Origin of the sequence: Nocardia sp. NPDC006044 (assembly GCF_042871115.1) — a bacterium.
Lineage (GTDB): Bacteria > Actinomycetota > Actinomycetes > Mycobacteriales > Mycobacteriaceae > Nocardia.
The window spans coordinates 839,627-857,732 of the sequence record NZ_JBIAID010000003.1 but is presented as its reverse complement, the minus strand read 5'-3'; the positions used below and the strand labels follow the sequence as shown (position 1 = coordinate 857,732).

Here is an 18,106-nt window from a genome sequence, read left to right as displayed (position 1 = left end):
TTCAGTTCCCTCCGCCGGGCAAGTATTTCGCAAAATCGTTTGCATGCCGGGTCGCCTGGTCGCACGGATCGCCGAGCTTGCCGACCGAATAGCGCGTAGTGACCAGGAATGCCACCGTTCCTGCCGCTCTCCCCTGGGGAACTTCGACAGCTACGCCACAATCGAGCCGTTTCTCGGCATCATCGGCGAACAAGAAACGCAATGCCGGATGCCCCCCGACTGTGAGCGGTACTACGCTCTCGAGGTCTTGCCGCTGTCGAACCTGCTGAAGCGAGGGTTCGCCGGAGTAGATCCCCAGGTCGTACCATTTGGCCGTTGAACGCCAGGCACAGACTTTCCAGCCGGTTGGGTCGAACCTTGCGATGTCCTTGGTTCGGGTGTCGGGATTGAGTTCATCAGCCCGCAGCGCGTCGTCCGGCAGCGCGGTACACGGATCCCAGATCGCCGTATCCGGATCCTTGGACCCCGACGGCTTCACACTCGAGCTAGCTGAACTCGCCCCCGTCCCCGTAGGCACCCCATCCGTCGCCTTCTCACACCCCGCCAACACCAACCCAACACCCACTACCAGGGCGATACCACGCAGCTTGCTCCCCCTGCTGGTCATCCGTTCCCCTAACCGCCGGTGTCCGAAATCCATCCGGAGGTGGCTGTAGCCCGGTGCCCACCCCCTTTACCTGGGCAAACCGTACCGCCGACCACTCGCGGCCCGCAACAACACGGGCGCATTTTGGCAGCCGGTCAAACGACCCCCGGATCCGGACCGGAACTCATCCGACCCGGATCCGCGCACAACAGATCACCACGATCAGCGTTCACAAGTCAGGCAACACGCCCAACCGGCAATCACACCCGCTGCGCCCCCATCAACGTGCTATCGAATGTAGGCCGCGGCCGATCCGGATTGTCCCGGATGTGCTCGGTGGCCCGGGTGATCGCCTGGCTGTACCGCGAGCTGGCCGCGTTGTGCGTCAGCAACGCGACACCGATCATCATCGGCGCCACCGCGTGCACCCCCGCATCGAACCACCGCGCATCCCGCACATGGGGATAGGTGTTCAGTCCGATCGTCAGTGCCAGCAACACGATTTCGGCCGTGACCACCTGGGTGCGACTGTTCAGCACGCCCCATTCGGCCAGCTTGGTGGTGCCGATCATGATGATCACCAGGCACACGCTGATCATCGCCTCGACCAGATAACTGAACCAGTACAACGGATCCGTGATGCCGTCCGGCGCGATGTTGTGCTGCACGTTGACCGCCGACCACAGCATGCCCGCGATCACCACGCCCGCCAGCGCGCGCAACGACCAGGCGCGATGCCGGTACAGCGAGGCGAGCTGCGCGTGCGGGCTGGACTCACGACGCTGTGCGGCAATGGCTTTGCGGGCCATCAGCAGGTCGCGGATGTCCGCCTTTTCGATGGCTTCCTTGGTCTGTCTGGCACGGTCGGCGGCGTTGGACACCGCCTCCGCGTACTTCCATCGCTGGCCGCGGTCCTGGGTGCGGATGCGTTCGGCCAGTTCGCGTTCGGCTTCCAGCTCGTCCTCGGCCAAGACCTCGGTCAGTGCGGGATCGAACTGGTAAGCCAGTCGACCGCGGGCCCGCTCGACCCGCCTGGCCAACTGCGCGACTTCGTCGAAGGGGTGTTCCTCGGGCATGCTGCTCCAAAAGTGGATGGGCTGAACGGAACTCGACAAATCGGGAGATGCCGGGCTGCCCGATCACCGGGAGCTGGGTAGTAGCTCGCTGCGAGGGTAGCGGACAGGTGGCATCGACACCTACTCTTCATAGTCGATTCAGCGCGCCGAGGACACGGTCGAGCGTTATCTGCGCCGAAAATCCCGGCGAGTCACTCGGGCTCGATGGCCATGTCTTCCTGGCTCCAGAAGGCGCGCATGCGGATGATCTTGCCCGCCTCGTCGAATTCCATCAGGTCGATGGGCGACAGGGTGAAGCGCTGCCCGCCGACCCGGGTGACGATGGTGAACATGAAGGCGGCCTCGTTGCCGGCGATGCGCACGGTCTCCGCCCGCAGCTCGGTGTCCCGGTCGAGCGCGCCGATCACGTCGTAGAACTCGCGGATGGCGGCGTGTCCCTGCCGGACGGGGGTGCCGACCGGATCTTCGACGGTCGCCTCGGGCGCGTAGAGCTCGACGATGGCCTCGGTCGGGCCGGCGCCGACCAGCTTGACGTACTGCTCGATCGCGTCGCGGATCTGCTTGGACATCGGAACTCCTGCCGAATTGGAACGTGTTCTAATTCGGCAGACTAGCAGCACAGCCGCGGGGGCGGTCAAGGATCGGTTCCGCGCTCTCGTAGCGCTGTCCGACGGCGATCGATGTGACTCGGGCCGTGGGGAATCCCCCCGAAAGTTGCATTGCCCCCGCAGACGCTGTGCTGTTGTCGGCATCCGCGTCGTGGGACACGGTGACGGTCGGCGATCCCGATCGCGCCCGGTGCCGGGGATCGTCATTGATCCCCCGTGGTTCGCCGTTGAACCTTTATCCCGCGCTGATGCTTTCGTAGATTCTGTCGCGTTTACCGGCCGTGGTGTTACCCCCGGTCCTGTGAGCGGAACAGTGGAGAGTTTTGTCCTTTTTGCCCGCTGATTACTGCTTTCGGCGGCCGCCGACCAGGAAACTCATCGCTAACTCCGCCGAACCGGTCCCGGTGTGTCGGCCTTGCCCTGCCGGTGAAGTGCTGTTTACTCGGTCCGGTCAACCAGATGTTCGAGTGACGAGTGGAAGCGGAGGAGACATGGCACTGCCTACCATGACCGCGGAGCAGCGCACTGAAGCGTTGGCCAAAGCGGCAGCGGTCCGCAAGGCGCGCTCCGAACTGATCGGCAAGGTGAAGGCGGGCAAGGTTTCGGTCGCCGACCTGCTGAAGAAGGCCGACTCCGATGAGCTGGTCAAGAAGACCAAGGTCGCCGCGGTGATCAAGGCTCTGCCAGGTGTCGGACCGGTGAAGGCCGCCAAGTTGATGGATCAGGCGGAGATCCCGGAGGATCGTCGGATCGGCGGGCTCGGCGCACGTCAGCGTGCGGCGCTGCTCGACGCCCTGAAGGACTGACGAGCTACAACTCGCGGTTGTTAGAACCGGGGAACGAAACCTCACGTCGGTGGCGCGGCTCTGCCTCGCGAGGGACCGCCTGCTCGCGGTCCTGCCACGTAGCTCAGCCCCCAGCCGCACGGACAGTTCAAATGCCCCACAGCGCCTAGACGGGCTGTGGGGCGTTGTCGTCAGCGGGCTCGGCGTCGGGGACGCGGGAACTTGACGTTGAACGGCGCAGGGTCCGACATCGGGAGATCGCCACGCGGCGGCAGCAGCAGACAGGCGAGCCCGAGGACGATCAGCAACGCCGCGGCTACGAGGCTGAAGGCGAAACTGACACCGCTCGTATCCATCGGTCGATGGAAAGCGTGGTAGACAAAATGCGGCACGCTGAAAACCAGCCAGCCGATGCCCGCCATGCGCGCCGCAGCGGTGGAATCGAGCACGAGGGCGGTCACGGTCACCGCGGTGAGCGCCAGGAAGAACGCGCCGACATCGCCGGCCAGATGATGGTTGTACGGGCCGTCGGCGGCGATCCAGTGCATGCCGAATCCGGGGAAGCTGGTGTACCAGGAATGCGGCGCGACGGTGGCCCACAGCCCGACGACCGCACCTTGAACGGCCAAGACCGCCAGGACGATTCGAGTGATCAACAGGCGGCGGCGGTACTGCTCGAACCGCATCCGCACGCGTAACCCCTCCTGCGTGCCCTCCACCGAAATCCGCATCGGTCTCTCCGTTCCCGCCGAACCGCTCCGATTACGTGCTGTCACGGTAAAACGGCCACCCGGTCCGGGCAAGCGCGATCAGGCCAGCATCGAGGTGTCGTTCGGGGTGGCGACGATCCGATCCGGATGGGTGTAGACGTTCATGGTGTCCCCGCGCAAGAACGCGGCGAGGGTGAGACCGCTCTCGGCCGCCAGATCCACCGCGAGCGAACTGGGCGCCGACACCGCGCCGAGCATCGGAATGCCCGCCATCGCCGCCTTCTGCACCAGTTCGAAAGAAGCGCGGCCACTGACGATGAGCACCAGATCCCTTGCCGGAACCAGGTTCTGCCGCAGCGCCCAGCCGATCACCTTGTCCACCGCGTTGTGCCTGCCGATGTCCTCGCGCACCGCGAGCACCGTGCCGTCGGTGCTGAACAGGCCTGCCGCGTGCAGGCCGCCGGTCGCCTCGAAGAGGAATTGCTTGCTGCGCAACGTGTCCGGCATGCCGGACAGCACCTGCGTGTCCACCACCGCCCCGCCCTCGGCGATCGGATACCGGGACAGGGTGCGGACCTCGTCGAGCGCCGTCTTGCCGCACAGGCCGCACGCGCCGGTGGTGAGGAAGTTCTTGGGCCGCATCGGGATCGGGTGGCGCAACGTGAGGTCGAGGACGTTGTAGGTCTGGCGGCCGTCGTCGTCGGTCCCCGCGCAGTACCGGGCGGCCATGATCTCCTCGGCGACGCCGATCATGCCCTCGCTCAACAGGAATCCGTGCACCAGGTCGACGTCGTTGCCGGGAGTGCGCATGGTGACGGCGAGCGATTCGCCGCCGATCCGGATTTCCAGCGGCTCCTCGACGGCGAGGGTGTCGGGGCGTTGGATCTCACCCGTCGACGAGATCCGGCGCATTCTGCGGCGGGCGGTGACTCTACTCATGAGCGGCTCGTTCGAGTCTGATGGTCACCGACTTGGAGACCGGGGTGTTCGACCGGGCGGCGACATGATCCAGCGGGACAAGGGGATTCGTCTCCGGATAGTAGGCCGCCGCATTGCCGCGCGGGGTCGGGTAGGCGATGAGCCGGAAACCCTCGACGCTGCGCTCGGTTCCGTCGGTCCACTCCGAGATCACGTCCACCAGATCGTTTTCCGCGAAGCCGAGCGCGGTGATGTCGTCGGGATGCACCAGCACCACCTTGCGGCCGCCGTGCACGCCGCGGTAGCGGTCGTCGAGACCGTAGATGGTGGTGTTGTACTGGTCGTGGCTGCGCAGTGTCTGCAGGACGAGCCTGCCCTCGGGCACCGGGGTCCAGCTCAGTTCGTTCACCGCGAAGTTGGCTTTGCCGGTGCTGGTACGGAATTCGCGGCTGTCCCGGGGCGGGTGCGGTAGGACGAATCCGTTGCGGGCGCGCACCTTCGTGTTGTAGTCGGCGCAGCCGGGCACCACGCGGGAGATCGCGTCGCGGATGGTGTCGTAGTCGCCGCGGAAGCGCGCCCACGGGACCGGATGATCCGCGCCGAACAGGGTGAGCGCGAGATCGCAGACGATGGCGACCTCGCTGCGCAACTGCTCGCTCACCGGCTTCAGCCTGCCGGTGGACAGGTGCACCATCGACATCGAATCCTCAACCGACACCTGCTGTTTGCGGCCGTCGCGCAGATCCTGATCGGTGCGCCCGAGGGTGGGCAGGATCAGCGCGGTCCGGCCGTGCACGACGTGGCTGCGGTTGAGTTTGGTGGACACCTGCACGGTCAGTGCGCAGGTGCGCAGCGCGGCCTCGGTCACCGCGGTGTCCGGGGTGGCCGAGACGAAGTTGCCGCCCATGCCGAAGAACACCGACGCGCGCCCGTCGCGCATGGCGCGGATGGCGTCGACCGTGTCGAAGCCGTGCTTGCGCGGGCTGGTGATGCCGAATTCCCGGTCCAGCGCGTCGAGGAACGCGTCCGGCATCTTCTCCCAGATGCCCATGGTGCGGTCGCCCTGCACGTTCGAATGCCCGCGCACCGGGCACACGCCCGCGCCCGGCTTGCCGATCATGCCGCGCAGCAGCAGCAGGTTCGTGGCCTCCTCGATGGTGGCGACGCCGTGCGCCTGCTGGGTGAGACCCATGGCCCAGCAGATGATGATGTTCTTCGATTCGGCCAATTGCTTTGCGGTGCGGTCGAGTTCGGCCCGGGTGAGGCCCGTCGCAGCCAGCACCGTGTCGAAATCTACCGCGCGGACCTGCTTTTCGTACTCGGCGAAGCCGGCGCAGTGGGTGTCGACGAACTCCCGATCCACCACCGTGCCCGGCGCGCGGTCCTCGGCCTCGAACAGCAGCCGGCCGAGCGCCTGGAACAACGCCATGTCACCGCCGAGCCGGATCTGCAGGAAGTGATCGGCGATCGATACGCCGGTGGTGAACCCCTTGACCGTCTGCGGATCCCGGAAGCCGAGCAGCCCGGTCTCCGGCAGCGGGTTGATCGCGATGATCTTCGCGCCCTTGTCCTTCGCGCCGGCCAGCGCGCTGAGCATGCGCGGATGGTTGGTGCCCGGGTTCTGGCCCGCGACGATGATCAGGTCGGCGGCGGCGAAGTCATCGATCGAGACCGAGCCCTTGCCGATGCCGATCGAACTGACCAGCGCGGCGCCCGAGGACTCGTGACACATGTTCGAACAATCCGGCAGATTGTTCGTGCCGAAACTGCGGACCAGCGTCTGATAGAGGAACGCGGTCTCGTTGCTGGTACGGCCGGAGGTGTAGAAGACCGCCTCGTCCGGAGATGCCAAGTCGCCCAGGTGATCCGCGATCAGCCGGTAGGCGTCGTCCCAGTCGATGGGGGAGTAATGGGTGTCGCCCGGGCGCAGCACCATCGGATGGGTGAGCCTGCCCTGCTGACCGAGCCAGTAGCCTGACTTGCCCGCCAGGTCGTCGAGCGAATGGGCGGCGAAGAATTCGGGCGTGACCGTGCGCACCGTCGCCTCCTCGGCGACCGCCTTCGCGCCGTTCTCACAGAACTCCGCCGGACGGCGATGCCCGGTCGGTTCGGGCCAGGCACAGCCGGGGCAGTCGAAGCCGTGCACCTGATTGACCCGCGCGAGGGTACGGGCGGTGCGGATCACGCCCATCTCGTCGATCGCGCGCTTCAGCGACACCGCGACCGCGGTGATACCCGCGGCCTGCTCCTTCGGCGCGGTCACGCTCAGCGCGGACTCATCGATGTCCTCGGTCGGCCCATTACGGTGCATAGTTCGTATTGTCCTCTTCGCGCTGTCTGAGTCGGGCAGGGGACCAGCTACTTCGATGGTATGCACTCGGGACGGTGCGGGTGCGGAACACGCGCTGACCCTAAACCGCGTGCGGCCTCCGGCGCGTCCCCAGATCGCGCCGGATGCCCGGCCCCACCGGAAGGCGGGCTCGCCGGAGTTGGCTCCGCGTTGGCGCGCAGGGCATTACGATGCTAGGGATCGCACGCACGTAGGCGCGGTCGTACAGAGTCCGCCGTCGAACCGGGCAGGGTCGGCGCGACGGCGGCGGTACGCCTAGCGAGAGCATGGCCGATGGGGACGCTGGCACCAGTTGCTGCGCGTGCCGGCGCAGGGCGTCGGCAGGTGGGGAACAGGCGCGCGGGCCGAGTGCTCATCGGCGCCACCGGAATTCTGTACGGCGCTGTGTTAATTCTGTACGGCGTTGTGCTGGTGGGGTTTCCGGGGGTTGCTGCGGTCGGGGATCCGGGGTCGGGGGAACCGACTCCAGGAGTGGTGGAGCCGCGATGGCAGGCACCGAGCAGTGGGCTGAACCGCGGACAAGCTCGTGCTGGGGCTGAGCTTGTCCGGCGGTCGACTGGCTCGGCGTCGCCGGCGTTGCCACCCGATGGTGGTGGAACCCGCGCCGGGCCGGTCTCGACCGGGCCCACGCCGGAACCACCACCATCACTACCTTCGCGGGACGGACCCGCGGGAGTGCGGTACGTCGATGTCCGGCTGGTAGCGCCGGTTCCCGCACGTCAGCCCACCAGTCCGCGGCCGCCGTCAGGGGACGGTGGCGGGACGCACGACGGGCCGGCGTCGCCGGTCCCCGCGCAGCAACCGCCGCCGCAGGACGAGAGCGGGACGCATGACCGGGTGCCGGGGCGGCAGCCACCGTGCGGTGAGCCGGATGGGCCGACCTGTCCGAGTGTGCCGCCGTCGACCGAGCCGAAAACACCGGATGTCACGACACCGCCGATCACGACGCCGACTACTACGACTCCACCTACCACGACCTCACCGGTGACTACGCCGCCGCCGATCACATCGCCGCCGATCACATCGCCGCCACCCGATAGTTCGACATCCGAGGTTGTCCCGCCGCCGGAAGCAGCGGTCCCGTTGCCACCGCCGGTGATCCGGCCGCCGATTGTTGTTGTGCCACCGAGGAATCCGGTCCGGACGCCTGCTGTTGTGCCGCCCGCGCCTGCGGTACTGCCACCTCCGCCGACTGGAACAGTGCCTGCCGCAATGGATCTCACACCGTCGGCGGTTGGTCCGGGTGCCGGTGTCACCGCCAGCGGGCACGGCTGCGATCCGCGGTCGCCGGTCGATGTCTCGATCGAGAATGTCGCCGTCGGTAAGACCGTCGCCGGGGTGGACGGGGCGTTCGAGGTGCCGCTGAGCACCGGCGCGGTGGATGTCGGCCGGCATCAGGTGACGGCGAAATGCGGGCGGGTGCTGGTCGCGCCGCTGGATGTGGTGCTGGTCAGCAGCATCGGGTCGGGCACCTCGACGCTCACCGTGATCCTGTTCTTTCTGCTGCTCGGCGGGTGGTATTACGGCATTCGTCTCGTTTCGCATCTATCCGCGCGGAGGGGCGAATGAACCGTGGTGCCCAGGACATTCGGCGTGCGGTCTGGCCGGTGCTGTTGCTGATCGTGCTGGCCTGGCCCGCCGCGCAGGCGGATGCGCGATCCGCCGAGGTCGACCTGTCCGCGAATTTCGACGGGCACGACATCGCGGGGACGACGGCGGACAAGCCGCTGCGGCTTGAGCCGGACAGCACGGTCCGGGTGGCGATCGAGCTGACCAACAATACGAGCGAACCGTTGCAGATCCGGCACGTCGACCTCGCGGGACAGGTGCTCGGCCTGAGCTTCTTCTCCTATTCCACCGCCGTCGAATTGACCATCGCGCCAGGCAAATCCGACTCGCTGCGCTATCGGCTGGAGTTGCGCGGGCTGGCCGGGCAGGCGACCGGCTTCATCGGTGGTGAGCTGGCGGTCTACGGTGCCGGCGATACCGCGGTGGCGAAGATCCCGGTGGTCACCGATGTGCGCGGGTCGCTGTGGTCAGTATACGGGTTGTTCGGCATCGCGCTGGCCGTGCTGACTGCCCTTGGCTTCGCGGATGCGGCGCTGGCCATTGCGCGGCACCGGCTTTCGGTCAATCGGTGGCAGCGCGGGGTGCGGTTGCTCGCGCCGGGGCTCGGAATCGGGCTGGTGTTCGCGTTCACCGCGTCGGTGGCGCGGTGGTGGGTGCCGGACACCGAACTGTGGCTGGCCTTCGCGGGAGTCACCGCGGCCGTGGCGTTCCTGCTCGGCTACGCGTCGCCGACCCCGGAACCGGACGAGGACGACGACCTCGGCGACGGCGCGGACGAGGTCGACGCGGACGCGACTTACCGCTTCCCGGTCGAGGGGCCGACGCCGTGACCGATCAGGACGAACTCGTCCGGGCGGCGTTGCCCGCCTACGAAATCGGCGCCGAACTCGGTCGCGGCGGGTGCGGCGTGGTGCTCGCGGGGACGCATCGCCGGCTGGGCCGACCGGTGGCAATCAAACGGTGAGCTCTGCCTGCTGGTGATGGAATACCTGCCGGGCGGCACGGTCGGTGAGCGATTCGCCACGCAGGGCTACGATTCCGCGACCGCCGTGGCGATCGCCCTGTCCTGCGCCGCGGGATTGACTGCCGCACATCGGCATCAGGTGCTGCACCGCGATGTGAAGCCGGCGAATCTGATGTTCGCGGCGGGCGGAGCGATCAAGCTCACCGACTTCGGTATCGCCAAGATCGTCGGCGGCGACGAGACCTTGGTGACCAAGGCGGGCGACATCATCGGCACGCCGTCCCACATCGCGCCGGAGCAAGCGCGCGGGCAGCAACTTTCGCCCGCGACGGATGTCTGGCGTACGTCGAGTCGGACATGCGCCGGTTACGCAGGGGCCGTGGTGGATTCGCCAACAGCATCGGTGTGATGATCAGTGCCGCGCTGCTCGCCGTGGCCTTGGTCGGCGCCGGGTGGATCCTGCTCGGGCACCCGCCGACGGTGCTGACGACCGTGAGTTCCGCCGCCCTCGCCGCCGCCGCGGGAGCGGCGACGTCCGTCGGTGCACGCCGGATCGGCAAGCGCCGCCGCTATCTTCGCCGGGCCCAGCGGCAACGTTGAGCGCCGCCTCCGGGCGGTCAGGACTCGGATGTGGGCTTGTCCGGGGAGCGGTAGGTGATCACCCGTTCGCTGATGCGGACACTCCAGCCGGGCGGCAGTTCGGTGGGGGAGGTACCGATGCGGGTCCACTGGTCGGCGCCGGGAGGGGCGATGAAGGTGCCGGAGGTGGCGGGGGCGTCGCGAACGAAGACCTTGCCGCGGTCGACCGAGACGTAGGCGTGCACGCGGGAGACGTGACGGTCGCGTTGGATCACGATGGGCTCGGCGGTGGCGGAGCGGACGGCGTCGTCGGCTTGCGGGCCGCGGCCGATGACGTAGGGGCGATCCAGCGGGAAGGCCGTGCCGTTTTCGAGGATCAAGGTGCCGGCGGCCCGGTCCTTCTCGGCGACCGGACGGACGAGCCGGGCGCGGTCGGCCGAGGTCTTGTGCAGCGCAACGGGTTCGGGCAGCTGCGTCTGAGACCAGGCGAGTTGGCGGTCCGCGGGACGGTTGCCGATCGGCGGTCGCGGTCTGGCGCGTGGTCGCGCCGATTCCTTCGGATGGAGCGTGGTGGAGGACGAGGTGGCCGCCGTGGATCGGGTAGCCGTGGGCGCGGGCCGGGCCACCGACGATGCGCGGGCGGTCGACGACTTCGCCGAGGCCGACGTGTCGGACACGGCCGAGGCCACCGAGGTCGGCGGATCGACGGCCTGGTCGGCACCGGTCGGCTCGGGCGTCGCGGCGAATCCGGCGGCGGCGGTCGGCGCGGGCTCCGTGGCCGGCGTGGGCGCGGACGGCCGGGGCGTCGAAGAACTCTTGGCCGCTTTGGCCGCGCGGCGAAGCGCCACGTTCAGCACGAACCCGCCGCCGGGCACCACACCCGCACGCAGATCGGTGCGCGGCAACGCCTTCAGCGGCGTTCCGGTGTCCGTGCCGACGGTGATTCGGCGCAGCGGTTCGCGCACGATCTCGTCGACCCAGGTGAACGCGCGCGCACCGTCGAGTCGGCGGGTGCCCTCCGCGCCGTTGATCTCGGCGAAGACCGGACCGCGCAGCAGGATCAGCGTGCCGTCGTCGGTCGGCGCCACCACGCCGAACGGCGGCGTCTCGGCGGCGCCGCCGAACACCACGGCCGCCAGCCGCTGGGCGAGCGCCGCTCCGGGATGCTCGGCGTCCGCGACCGCCTCGATGGCGCCGAGGATCCGATCGGTGGAGACGGTTTCACCCGGCAGATAGACGACGACGCCGCCGAAGCGCGCGACCAGGCCATGACCTTGCGCGATACCGACAGTGGACGATTTGCTGCGCACCCGCGCCCTCCTTCCCGGCGCACTACCGACATTCGAAGCCAGCATAGAGCCTGCGCGAACGCCGGATCGGCGCGTACCGCGACGGCGGGAACTTGCCGCGATGCGCAGTCGTGTCCATCTGGAAGTATCGGCCGGTCTCTGAATTCATCGGTGCCGCTGGCATTCTGGCGGTTCGCCGTCCGCGCTGCCAGCTGCCCGTAAATGCCGGCGGCCTGGTGTTTCGTCCAATTCACCAGCGGCGGCAAGTGTGGCGACCGTCTCGCCCGACACCCGGTTTTCTCATCGCGTCCTCGAGTCGCGATGCTGAGTGCCGGCTGAGCGCAACCCTGCTCGGTGGTAGTCGCCCACGTCTCGTAGTCCGACTGCGCCTCGCCGGGCAGGCGTGGCTCCGATCGATGTAGCGGTCCGTGCATCCGACCTGGTCCGTTGAGTCGAGCGCAACCTCCGGCCCTCGGGCTGCATCGTGCCGCGTCGAACTGCGCAACGGCCGCACCCTGTTTCCGTCGGCCGCGCATGCTGTGGAAGCTCCGCACCTACTCACAGCGCGCGGACAGCACCGCGCTCGGCGTCGCGGAACACATCGCACCCGGTGATCACCGCGCCGTTACTGGCGTTCCCGGAGTCCAGCGCGCCACCACCTCAACGTACGGGTGCGGTCGACGGAAACGGCGGGCACGTGGTTGCCCGGCATCAACCGGTGAACTCGGCGGAGTTCTCCTCGAGCCAATTGGTGAACGTGCGGGGAGCGCGACCGGTGAGGCGGGCGACGGTGTCGGTGAGCTGATTGGGGACCCCGTCGGTCCGGCGCCAGTAGTCGAGCAGACCGTCGGCATACTTGGCGGGCATGTAGTCGGCCACCTGCTGCTGCCAAGCTGCGGGCGTGACCTGCTCGATGACGATGGCGCGCCCGGTGATTTCGGCGACGCGATCGATCTGCTCGGTGAAGGTGAGCGTCTCGGGCCCGGTCAGGTGGTGCGTTTCGCCGCGGTGTTCCGGCTTGGTGAGCAGCGCGTATGCGGCTGCGGCGACGTCGATTTCGTGGATCGGGTCGACGTAGGCGTTCGGGTAGGGGAGGTTGATCGGTGCGCCGGTTCTGATCGACCAGGCCCAGCTGCGGGCGTTGCCGGCGAAGGCGCCCGGCCGCAGCACACTGACGGTCATCGGGGCGTCGGCGAGGCCGCGTTCGGCGTCGAGGTGCGACTTGGCGACAGGGTTGGCGTCGGCGTCCGGATCGAGCACCGCCGACGAGGACAGCAGCACAATGTGCTCGACCCCGGCTTCGGTTGCGGCAGAGACGAACTCGCTGATCGAGGCGGCTTCTGCGTAGAGGAACACGGAGCTGACGCCGGCGAGGGCGGTGGGAAAGGTGCTCGGGGCGGTGAGATCGCAAGCGACGCCGGCGACGTCGGCGGGCAGCTCGAGTTTGCCTGGCCGGCCGGAACCGACCCGGACGGCGCGGCCGTCGGCGTGCAGCAGGGTCAGCAGTTGGTTGGCGACCGCGCCGCGGCCTCCGGTGATGAGGATCATGAGAAGTCCTTGGAGAGTTGCGAATTGAACATGAAACGTGTTGGTTGCGTTCCGGGTCAGTGCTCTGCCGGTGCGTTGCGCGGCAGCAAGCGGACCAGGCCGCAGCTGGCGAGGGCGATGGCGGCGACCAGAACCAGGCTGACGATCAGCGCGTGCACCTGCCCGGCGCCTGCGGTGTGGAAGTACACGGTGGTGACGGCGGCCGCGCCGACCGCGTTGGCGAGCTGTTGCACGGCGGTGAGAGACCCACTGGCGCTGCCGGTTTCGTCCTGCTCGATGTCGCCGATGGTGACCTGGTAGATGGTCCCGAAACAGGTGCCGAGGCCGAGACCGAGGATCAGGATCGGCACGGCGATCGCCCACGTGGCGACGGTCGTTCCGGCGGTCACCGCAAGCACGAGCAGTAGTCCGGTGCCGGCCAGGGTGATCAGCAAGCCGATCAGTATGAGGTTGCGGCCGAGACGAGCGATGAACCGGTGCGCCGCGATCGAGGAGATCACGATGCCGGCGGCCAAGGGCGCCAGGCCGACTGCGGCGCCGGTGGGGGTGTAGCCGAGTCCGGCTTGCAGGAACAGGGACAGCACATAGAGCAGCCCGGAGACCGCGGCGAAGAACACCAGGCCGAGCAGCAGTCCCGAGGTGAAGCCCCGGTTCTTGAACAGCGTCGGCTGAATCAGCGGGTTCGCGGCGATCAGCTGGCGGCGGGCGAATAGGCCGAAGCCGACCAGTCCGGCGGCCAGGTAGGCGAAGGACGCGCCGCTCCAGCCGTTGGCCGAGCCGTCGATCAGCCCGAACAGCGCACCGAACATGCCGGCGCCGAGCAGTGCGGCGCCGAGTCCGTCGATGGCGACGCCGCGGTCGCCGGTATCGGCGGGCAGCAGCCGGTAGGCGGCGGCGAACGCGGCGCCACCGAGCACGATGTTGATCAAAAACATGGCACGCCAACCGAATCCGAACAGATCGGCGTCGATCAGGAACCCGGCCAGGATCGGGCCGCCGACCGCGGACAGGCCCATCGTGGGCCCGAACACGCTGAACGCCTTCCCGAGCTGTGCACGGGGAAAGACGGCGGTGAGGATGCCGAAACCCTGTGGAATCAGCAGCGCGCCGAACGCACCCTGGACCAGCCGGGCGGCGATGATCGAGGTCGGATCGACGGCCAGGCCGCAGGCGACCGAGGCGACGGTGAACCCGGCCAGGCCGATCAGGAACAGGCGGCGCCTGCCGAACCGGTCGCCGAGCCGGCCACCGACGACCAGCAGGACGCCGAGGGCGAGGGCGTAACTCGCGCCGAGCCACTGGATCAGCGACTGGCCGCCGAGCAGGTCCGCGGCGATGGTGGGGGCGGCGATATTGGTGATCGTCGAGTCGAGCAGGTCGAGGATGTCGGCCGCGAGGATGACGGCGAGGATCGCCCACATCCGGCCGTTGACCTGGGGTTGTACGGAGGCGGGGTCGGCGATGGTGGTCATGGGACACCTCCTTCGAGGTGAGAAGAAGTGATCGAACTTCGATCGTTACGAACGGTGTTCGTTCGAGCGAACGATACGAGACGAACGTCGTTCGTGTCAAACGGTGTTCGTCCAACGCGTATGCTCGACGCCATGAACGCACCCGTCAGTCGCCGCGCTCGCCCGGCGAAGGCCCCGCTGAGCCGGGACGTCATCATCGAAACCGGACTGCGCATCCTCGACGAGGACGGCCTGGCCGCACTGACCATGCGCCGCGTCGCCCAGGAGCTGGATACCGGCGCGGCCTCGCTCTACGTCTACGTCGCCAACCGGGACGATCTGATGGCCGCGATGCTCGATCACGTGCTCGGCACGATCGCCGACCCGGTCGGCGACACCTGGCGCGAACGGCTGGTCGACCTGGTCGAGACGACTGTCACAGTGATGAGCAAGCACGAAGGCCTGGCGCTCGTGGCCCTCGGCGCGATTCCCACCGGGGCGAACGCGCTGCTGCTGTTCGAACGAATGCTGGCGCTGTTCGCCGAGGGCGGCGTGGACGACCTCACCAACGCGTGGGCGGTCGACCTGATCTACCTGCATATCACCGCCGCGGCCGCCGAGCAGAGCGCCTACAACACCAAGGACCGGTCGCAGACCGAGCATCTCGCCGAGGTCGCCGCGCGCTTCGCCGAGCTGCCGCGGGACCGCTATCCGATGATCACCGCGATGCAGGGACCGCTGCTCGCGGGCGAGGGCGACGCCCGCGGAAAATGGGCGCTCCGGGTGCTGATCGACGGCATTCTCGGCACGCCGGTCACCTGAACTCTAAGATGCGAGGGGTGTCCGTGATCCGACCGGCGACCGAGGTCGACTTGCCAGCCCTCCAGGAAATCGAAATCGCGGCGGGTAAACCGTTCGCCGATATCGGCATGACAGCCGTTGCGGAGGACGAGCCACCCTCGCTGGAGACGCTGCGCGAATTCCAGCGCGCCGGGCGCGCCTGGGTGTGGGCCGACGACGGCGACCATCCGATCGGCTACCTGATCCTCGGCGTCGTCGACGGTGAGGCCCACATCGACCAGGTGTCGGTGCTGCCCGGTCATCGCGGCAAGCGGATCGGCAAGCGCCTGATCGACCACGCCGTGTTCTGGGCGAAAGACCATGGGATGCAAGCGATCACCCTCACCACGTTCATCGACGTCGCGTGGAACGGCCCGTACTACGAGCGCCTCGGCTTCCGCTACCTGACCGACGAGGAGCAGACGCCGGGCCTGCACGCGATCCGCGCGGCGGAGGCGGCGCACGGCCTGGACGGCTGGCCGCGTGCCTCCATGAGCGCCGATCTCGAGTCGTGGTCGTTCGACGGGACGGTCTCGGAGACCTAAGTCGCCGGTGCCAGTGCGGCCATGGCCGCCGGGGTGGCGGCCGCCCGGTCTTCGGCGATCAGGCCGATTCGGGTGCGGCGGTCGAGGAGATCGTCGGCGTCGAGGGCGGCCTCTTGGGTGACCGCGAACTGGAATTCCGCCGCGGTGACATCGATTCCGGGAGCCACCGGCTGAGCCAGCGCCGGATTGTCGTGCGCGGCGGCCAGAATGGTGGCGGCCTCGCTGCCGTAACGGTCGATCAGAACCGGCGGGGCATCGATGCGGTCGCGGGCGGCGCCGGAAACCGCGCCCACCAGGGGAAGTCGCTTCGTGCGGCACGCGCCCGCGGTGAGCCCGGCGCGGGCGACGGCGGCGTCGATGACGTCCTCGGCCATCTGCCGGTAGGTGGTGAGTTTGCCGCCGACAATGGTGATGACGCCGGTGGGGGAGTGCAGCACCGCGTGTTTGCGGGAGATGTCGGCGGTGCTGTCGTCGGCGGTCTTCAGCAGCGGCCGCAGGCCCGCGTAGCTGCCGCGAATGTCCTTGCGGGTCAACGGTTCGCGCAGTGCGGTGTTGATCGTGTCGAGCAGGAAGCCGATCTCGGATTCGGTGGGCTTCGGCTCGTCCGGGACCGGGCCGGGGGCGTCCTCGTCGGTCAGGCCCAGGTACACGCGGCCGTGTGCGGCGGGGAAGGCGAAGACGAAACGGCTGGTGCTGCCGGGGACCGGCACGGTCAACGAGGCGGTGAGGCCGCCGAACGACTCGGCGGAGAACACCAGGTGGGTGCCGCGACTCGGGCGTAGCTCGATGCTGGGATCGACCTCGTCGGCCCACACGCCGGTGGCATTGACGACGGCGCGCGCGCGGACGGTCATGGTCTCGCCGGTCAGGGTGTCGCGCAGCTCGGCCGAATTACCGGTCACGTCAACGGCTTCCACGCGGGTGAGGACGGTCGCGCCCTCGGCGGCCGCGGTGCGCGCCAAGGCGACCACCAGGCGGGCATCGTCGACGAGCTGTCCGTCCCATGATTGGAGGCCGCCACGTAATCCGTTGCGGCGCAGGGTCGGTGCCAGCCGCAGCGCTTCCGCGGCCGCGACCCGGCGAGAACGGGGCAGGATCGCGGCCGGCGTGCCCGCGCCGCGGCGCAGCGCGTCACCCGCCAGGAACCCCACCCGCACGAGCGCGCTCTGCGCGGCCCCGATCCCGGGCAGCAACGGCACCAGCTGCGGCAGCGGACGCACGAGATGCGGCGCCGTGGTCCGAATGAGAATGCCCCGCTCCACGGCGCTTTCGTGCGCAATGCCGACCTGGCCGCCGGCCAGATACCGCAGCCCGCCGTGCACCAGCTTGGAACTCCACCGGCTGGTGCCGAACGCCAGGTCGTGCCGCTCGACCAGCACGGTTCGCAGCCCGCGCGCCGCCGCGTCGAGCGCGGCGCCGGCGCCGGTGACGCCGCCGCCGATGACCAGCACGTCGATCTCGCCCTCGTCGCCGAGCCGCCGCAGTTCGCGGGTGCGGCGCTGCGCGTTGAGCGCGGAATCTCCCCTGGACGCTGCGGTCATCGCATCACCTTTCCGAGATCGGTCGAATCAGTCATCGTCACAGCGCCTTTCGTTGGTTCGGTCCGAGATAGCCGTCGAGCGCGTTGGCCAGCTCGGTGTCCAGATCGGTCCCGGCCAGCAACGGGGCGACGGTGCCTGCCGACTGGACCGCGGACTGCGCGATCAGCAGAAGCATGGTGGCCAGCTGTTCCGGATCGCCCTCGCGGATCGAGCCGTCCTGTTGCCCCGCGCGGATGCCCGCGGCGAACAACTCGATCAGCGCGCGCTGGTTGCGGCCGAGGCGGCCGAAGACGTAGGTGAGCATCAGATCGGTATCGGTGCGGAAGATCTTCCCGAACAACGGATTCGAGCGGATCTTGACCGCACCCGCGACGATGCCGGTGACCAGCCGGGTGCGGCCGGGCCCGGCGCTGGGCATGGTCTCGGCGACGATCGCGCGCAACTCCCGCACCAGCAGCTCGGCGACCAGCGCGCCGGTGTCCGGCCAGCGCCGGTAGACGGTCGGCCTGCTGACACCGGCGCGGCGAGCCACCTCGGTGAGCGTGGTGCGGCGCACGCCGAACTCCTCCACGCAGCGGCGGGCCGCGGTGAAGATCGCCAGATCGATGGCGGAGAGCGCGTCGTCGGCGGGTGCGTCTGGAGCGGTCAAGGCGTCACCTTCGAGAGGTCGAGTTCGTTACTGCTTGACATTCTATGTCAAACTGTAACGCATGGTCGAGACGCAGAAGCACACCGGCGAGGGATCGG

Annotated in this window: 20 protein-coding genes; 8 read left to right on the top strand and 12 right to left on the bottom strand. The window is 68.4% G+C overall.

The genetic code is table 11. The features are described 5' to 3' along the window. Position 1: 1 nt before the first annotated feature. The 3 genes from ACFYO1_RS28405 to ACFYO1_RS28395 all read right to left on the bottom strand — a co-directional run bounded on the left by ACFYO1_RS28405 (position 2) and on the right by ACFYO1_RS28395 (position 2,231). Entirely contained in the window at positions 2–607 is a 606-nt protein-coding gene (locus tag ACFYO1_RS28405; protein WP_387237058.1) for a DUF3558 domain-containing protein, read from the bottom strand. Positions 608–846: 239 nt separating this feature from the next. Continuing rightward, positions 847–1,662, bottom strand: coding sequence for a hypothetical protein (locus ACFYO1_RS28400; protein WP_387237055.1), 816 nt, complete (start codon positions 1,660–1,662; stop codon positions 847–849). 191 nt (positions 1,663–1,853) lie between these two features. Continuing rightward, positions 1,854–2,231, bottom strand: coding sequence for a nuclear transport factor 2 family protein (locus ACFYO1_RS28395; RefSeq protein WP_387237052.1), 378 nt, complete (start codon positions 2,229–2,231; stop codon positions 1,854–1,856). A 530-nt stretch (positions 2,232–2,761) separates the two neighbouring features. Between ACFYO1_RS28395 and mihF the strand changes: the two genes are divergently transcribed. After that, on the top strand, positions 2,762–3,076 hold the full coding sequence (mihF, locus tag ACFYO1_RS28390) for an integration host factor, actinobacterial type (RefSeq protein ID WP_029895202.1): 315 nt from the start codon (positions 2,762–2,764) through the stop codon (positions 3,074–3,076). Positions 3,077–3,246: 170 nt separating this feature from the next. On the opposite strand, the gene ACFYO1_RS28385 is transcribed toward mihF, so the two are convergent. The 4 genes from ACFYO1_RS28385 to ACFYO1_RS28370 form a co-directional block, all read right to left on the bottom strand. Beyond that, positions 3,247–3,786 (bottom strand): hypothetical protein, encoded by a 540-nt coding sequence (locus ACFYO1_RS28385; RefSeq protein ID WP_387237047.1) that lies wholly within the window; start codon positions 3,784–3,786, stop codon positions 3,247–3,249. A gap of 78 nt (positions 3,787–3,864) precedes the next feature. Beyond that, positions 3,865–4,704 (bottom strand): formate dehydrogenase accessory sulfurtransferase FdhD, encoded by an 840-nt coding sequence (gene fdhD / locus ACFYO1_RS28380; protein ID WP_387237044.1) that lies wholly within the window; start codon positions 4,702–4,704, stop codon positions 3,865–3,867. Beyond that, a complete protein-coding gene (locus ACFYO1_RS28375) occupies positions 4,697–6,994 on the bottom strand; it encodes an FdhF/YdeP family oxidoreductase (protein WP_387237041.1) in 2,298 nt (765 codons plus the stop codon). The genes fdhD and ACFYO1_RS28375 overlap by 8 nt, the downstream gene beginning before the upstream one ends. 1,057 nt (positions 6,995–8,051) lie before the next feature. Next, positions 8,052–8,216, bottom strand: coding sequence for a hypothetical protein (locus tag ACFYO1_RS28370; protein ID WP_387237038.1), 165 nt, complete (start codon positions 8,214–8,216; stop codon positions 8,052–8,054). Between the two features lie 29 nt (positions 8,217–8,245). Between ACFYO1_RS28370 and ACFYO1_RS28365 the strand changes: the two genes are divergently transcribed. The 5 genes from ACFYO1_RS28365 to ACFYO1_RS28345 are packed head-to-tail and all read left to right on the top strand — an operon-like array spanning position 8,246 to position 10,166. Further along, complete coding sequence (locus ACFYO1_RS28365; RefSeq protein ID WP_387237035.1) at positions 8,246–8,602, top strand: hypothetical protein; 357 nt, start codon at positions 8,246–8,248, stop codon at positions 8,600–8,602. Continuing rightward, complete coding sequence (locus ACFYO1_RS28360; protein WP_387237032.1) at positions 8,599–9,432, top strand: hypothetical protein; 834 nt, start codon at positions 8,599–8,601, stop codon at positions 9,430–9,432. Before ACFYO1_RS28365 ends, ACFYO1_RS28360 begins: the two co-directional genes overlap by 4 nt. After that, the gene (locus tag ACFYO1_RS28355) at positions 9,429–9,566 is read left to right on the top strand and encodes a hypothetical protein (protein WP_387237029.1); all 138 of its coding nucleotides are present in this window, start codon (positions 9,429–9,431) and stop codon (positions 9,564–9,566) included. Before ACFYO1_RS28360 ends, ACFYO1_RS28355 begins: the two co-directional genes overlap by 4 nt. Positions 9,567–9,582: 16 nt before the next feature. Further along, positions 9,583–9,975, top strand: coding sequence for a protein kinase (locus tag ACFYO1_RS28350; protein ID WP_387237026.1), 393 nt, complete (start codon positions 9,583–9,585; stop codon positions 9,973–9,975). After that, complete coding sequence (locus ACFYO1_RS28345) at positions 9,975–10,166, top strand: hypothetical protein (protein WP_387237023.1); 192 nt, start codon at positions 9,975–9,977, stop codon at positions 10,164–10,166. The genes ACFYO1_RS28350 and ACFYO1_RS28345 overlap by 1 nt, the downstream gene beginning before the upstream one ends. Positions 10,167–10,183: 17 nt before the next feature. Here ACFYO1_RS28345 and ACFYO1_RS28340 read toward each other — a convergent pair whose 3' ends face one another. From ACFYO1_RS28340 to ACFYO1_RS28330, 3 genes are all read right to left on the bottom strand, one after another. Then, positions 10,184–11,455: an FHA domain-containing protein gene (locus tag ACFYO1_RS28340; protein WP_387237021.1), complete on the bottom strand. Its 1,272-nt coding sequence runs from the start codon at positions 11,453–11,455 to the stop codon at positions 10,184–10,186. 690 nt (positions 11,456–12,145) lie between these two features. Further along, entirely contained in the window at positions 12,146–12,982 is an 837-nt protein-coding gene (locus tag ACFYO1_RS28335; RefSeq protein WP_387237019.1) for an NAD(P)H-binding protein, read from the bottom strand. Positions 12,983–13,038: 56 nt separating this feature from the next. Further along, positions 13,039–14,454, bottom strand: coding sequence for an MFS transporter (locus ACFYO1_RS28330; protein WP_387237017.1), 1,416 nt, complete (start codon positions 14,452–14,454; stop codon positions 13,039–13,041). Between the two features lie 132 nt (positions 14,455–14,586). On the opposite strand from ACFYO1_RS28330, the gene ACFYO1_RS28325 reads away from it, so the two are divergent. Together ACFYO1_RS28325 and ACFYO1_RS28320 are read left to right on the top strand one after the other, a co-directional pair. Then, a complete protein-coding gene (locus ACFYO1_RS28325; protein WP_387237015.1) occupies positions 14,587–15,255 on the top strand; it encodes a TetR/AcrR family transcriptional regulator in 669 nt (222 codons plus the stop codon). 17 nt (positions 15,256–15,272) lie between these two features. Further along, complete coding sequence (locus ACFYO1_RS28320) at positions 15,273–15,818, top strand: GNAT family N-acetyltransferase (protein ID WP_387237013.1); 546 nt, start codon at positions 15,273–15,275, stop codon at positions 15,816–15,818. Here ACFYO1_RS28320 and ACFYO1_RS28315 read toward each other — a convergent pair. After that, positions 15,815–17,359, bottom strand: a complete 1,545-nt coding sequence (locus ACFYO1_RS28315; protein WP_387237011.1) for a glycerol-3-phosphate dehydrogenase/oxidase — start codon at positions 17,357–17,359, stop codon at positions 15,815–15,817. The two genes, ACFYO1_RS28320 and ACFYO1_RS28315, sit on opposite strands and share 4 nt — an antisense overlap. Before the next feature lie 37 nt (positions 17,360–17,396). Further along, positions 17,397–18,008, bottom strand: coding sequence for a TetR/AcrR family transcriptional regulator (locus ACFYO1_RS28310; protein ID WP_387237009.1), 612 nt, complete (start codon positions 18,006–18,008; stop codon positions 17,397–17,399). Between the last annotated feature and the right edge of the window lie 98 nt (positions 18,009–18,106).

Bases quoted from the DNA above. Each gene is read 5' to 3' on its own strand.
- ACFYO1_RS28405 (WP_387237058.1), bottom strand. From the start codon at position 607: ATGACCAGCAGGGGGAGCAAGCTGCGTGGTATCGCCCTGGTAGTGGGT.
- ACFYO1_RS28400 (WP_387237055.1), bottom strand. From the start codon at position 1,662: ATGCCCGAGGAACACCCCTTCGACGAAGTCGCGCAGTTGGCCAGGCGG.
- ACFYO1_RS28395 (WP_387237052.1), bottom strand. From the start codon at position 2,231: ATGTCCAAGCAGATCCGCGACGCGATCGAGCAGTACGTCAAGCTGGTC.
- mihF (WP_029895202.1), top strand. From the start codon at position 2,762: ATGGCACTGCCTACCATGACCGCGGAGCAGCGCACTGAAGCGTTGGCC.
- ACFYO1_RS28385 (WP_387237047.1), bottom strand. From the start codon at position 3,786: ATGCGGATTTCGGTGGAGGGCACGCAGGAGGGGTTACGCGTGCGGATG.
- fdhD (WP_387237044.1), bottom strand. From the start codon at position 4,704: ATGAGTAGAGTCACCGCCCGCCGCAGAATGCGCCGGATCTCGTCGACG.
- ACFYO1_RS28375 (WP_387237041.1), bottom strand. From the start codon at position 6,994: ATGCACCGTAATGGGCCGACCGAGGACATCGATGAGTCCGCGCTGAGC.
- ACFYO1_RS28365 (WP_387237035.1), top strand. From the start codon at position 8,246: ATGGATCTCACACCGTCGGCGGTTGGTCCGGGTGCCGGTGTCACCGCC.
- ACFYO1_RS28360 (WP_387237032.1), top strand. From the start codon at position 8,599: ATGAACCGTGGTGCCCAGGACATTCGGCGTGCGGTCTGGCCGGTGCTG.
- ACFYO1_RS28350 (WP_387237026.1), top strand. From the start codon at position 9,583: ATGGAATACCTGCCGGGCGGCACGGTCGGTGAGCGATTCGCCACGCAG.
- ACFYO1_RS28345 (WP_387237023.1), top strand. From the start codon at position 9,975: ATGATCAGTGCCGCGCTGCTCGCCGTGGCCTTGGTCGGCGCCGGGTGG.
- ACFYO1_RS28335 (WP_387237019.1), bottom strand. From the start codon at position 12,982: ATGATCCTCATCACCGGAGGCCGCGGCGCGGTCGCCAACCAACTGCTG.
- ACFYO1_RS28330 (WP_387237017.1), bottom strand. From the start codon at position 14,454: ATGACCACCATCGCCGACCCCGCCTCCGTACAACCCCAGGTCAACGGC.
- ACFYO1_RS28325 (WP_387237015.1), top strand. From the start codon at position 14,587: ATGAACGCACCCGTCAGTCGCCGCGCTCGCCCGGCGAAGGCCCCGCTG.
- ACFYO1_RS28315 (WP_387237011.1), bottom strand. From the start codon at position 17,359: ATGACCGCAGCGTCCAGGGGAGATTCCGCGCTCAACGCGCAGCGCCGC.